Here is a 1737-nt window from a genome sequence, read left to right as displayed (position 1 = left end):
GCTCCCCCAAAAAAGCCCGCGTTCCTGCGGGCCGCAAAAATCGGGAGGTACTTCCGCCACCGCCGCCCCTCCCGAAAGCAGCGGTTTCCAGCCATAAAAAAAGGCCGGGTAAAACACCCGGCAAAGATTATCCCGTATACGGTATATCTGATTTATCAAAACATGTACCTGCCCGCTGATCGGGCAGCGGCAGGGGATAATCGTTATCATTAACGGGTACCCCTGCCTGCAGGCAGTTCGCATCACACGGACGAGAACTATCCTGGTGTAATCATTCTATATCAGACGATGTTGGTTGGCAATACCTGTTCGGAGCAAAAAGGTCATTAATTATCAGCTGTCTCGGCCTTTGTTCTACAGCCTCTAGAGTGTGTAACAGCTCTGCCATGCGGTTAACAAAATCAGATAGACTTCTATCCAAAGGTAGGAGAATTTCCGCCTCCTCACCAGCTTCGTTACGCCACTTCCAGACAGCCCCTTTATTACCTATGTCTTCCACATGCTCCCAACCGTTAACGCGCAGATACTGAGAGATGTCTACGGGACGCAAAAATTTGAGCAGTTCCTTATCATAAGCAACGCATTTTATAGATTTGTTGCGCTGCATCCTTATCACCTCAGCAGAGAAAAGGTTCCAGAAACTCCCATGTGACTTCCTCCCCCCCCTCCCGAAGGGAACGGGCTTCCCGCCGGGGCAAATAGAAGCCTACTCCCACGACAGCTTCTCCACAGCCTTCTCCAAATCCTGCATCCCCGGCCTGGTGTACCTGGCCGTAGTGTTCAGATTAGAATGGCCTGCTAAAACTGCCACCCGGTCCAGGCTCTCCCCCGCGTCCACCAGCATCTTGCAGAAGGTGTGCCGCAACTGGTGAGGCGTGACTTCCACCCCCGCCAGCCGGGCGTATTTCTCCAGAATTTTTTCGGCAGTCCTGGCGGTCATATGTCCTTTTCGTCCGGGAAAAAACCAGTCGCCGCCGGGATGGACGGTCAGCCACTCCTGGATTATTCTCCGAGCCGTGACGTTCAACGGCACTTCCCTGCGTTTTCCACCCTTGCCCTCCCGGACCGTCACCCAGCCTGAACGCTCCCGGATTACCACGTCTTCCACATGCAGCGATACCGCCTCGGAGATCCGCAGGCCGGTGTGCAGTAGAATCGCCAGCAGCGCCCGGTCCCTGGGAATTCCGTACTTCTGCACGGCCCTCATCAGCGCTCCCAATTCCTGTCTTGTGAGCCACCTGGGAGCTCCACGCTGCTCCGAAATTCTCTTGACACCCTCTGTCGGATCGGAGGAAATCATCCCATTGGACGCAGCCCACGAAAAAAAGGATGACAGGGCATCCAGGTGAAGGTTTATTGTGGCCGGCTTGCGATTCCTGTTCAGCATGTACCGACGGTAGTCGGCCACATCCAGCGGTGTGACGGAGGCCGGGTCGAATGGGGACCCGGTTGTATCCTCCAGCCATCTCATGAAGCTGCGCAAGGCCCCCGTATATGCTGCTATGGTTTTCAAAGAACAATTCCGGCTCTTCAAGTGTACAATGAACCCATCCAGTCCCAACTACAGCTCCCCCTTGTTGGCGCGGGCGAGGAAATCTTCCAGGGATACTACCTCCACCAGGTGGCCATCAGCAAGAACCTCACGGTGATTGTTGCGCAGCAAAAAGCTGCGCGCCCCCCTGGAAAAGCCGGTCCCTCCGAGAACGACATAAGCTTTGCGATACTTGTCCGAATCCC

The 1737-nt window shown here is 55.1% G+C and carries 4 protein-coding genes; all 4 read right to left on the bottom strand.

The window, feature by feature from the left end; genetic code table 11:
• Positions 1–210, bottom strand: a 210-nt coding sequence (locus ACPLUI_RS12170) for a hypothetical protein (RefSeq protein WP_424660524.1), incomplete at its 3' end; no start/stop codon positions are given.
• A gap of 61 nt (positions 211–271) precedes the next feature.
• Positions 272–607, bottom strand: a complete 336-nt coding sequence (locus ACPLUI_RS12165; protein WP_424660523.1) for a hypothetical protein — start codon at positions 605–607, stop codon at positions 272–274.
• A gap of 99 nt (positions 608–706) precedes the next feature.
• Complete coding sequence (locus ACPLUI_RS12160) at positions 707–1561, bottom strand: tyrosine-type recombinase/integrase (RefSeq protein ID WP_424660522.1); 855 nt, start codon at positions 1559–1561, stop codon at positions 707–709.
• Positions 1562–1663, bottom strand: a complete 102-nt coding sequence (locus ACPLUI_RS12155) for a hypothetical protein (RefSeq protein WP_424660525.1) — start codon at positions 1661–1663, stop codon at positions 1562–1564.
• Positions 1664–1737 lie beyond the last annotated feature (74 nt).

It is taken from the genome of Desulfofundulus sp. (assembly GCF_049701015.1).
GTDB lineage: Bacteria > Bacillota > Desulfotomaculia > Desulfotomaculales > Desulfovirgulaceae > Desulfofundulus.
This window is presented reverse-complemented; position numbering and strand designations above follow the sequence as displayed.

Excerpts from the sequence above, each read along its gene's own strand:
- ACPLUI_RS12165 (WP_424660523.1), bottom strand. The coding sequence starts at position 607 with ATGCAGCGCAACAAATCTATAAAATGCGTTGCTTATGATAAGGAACTG.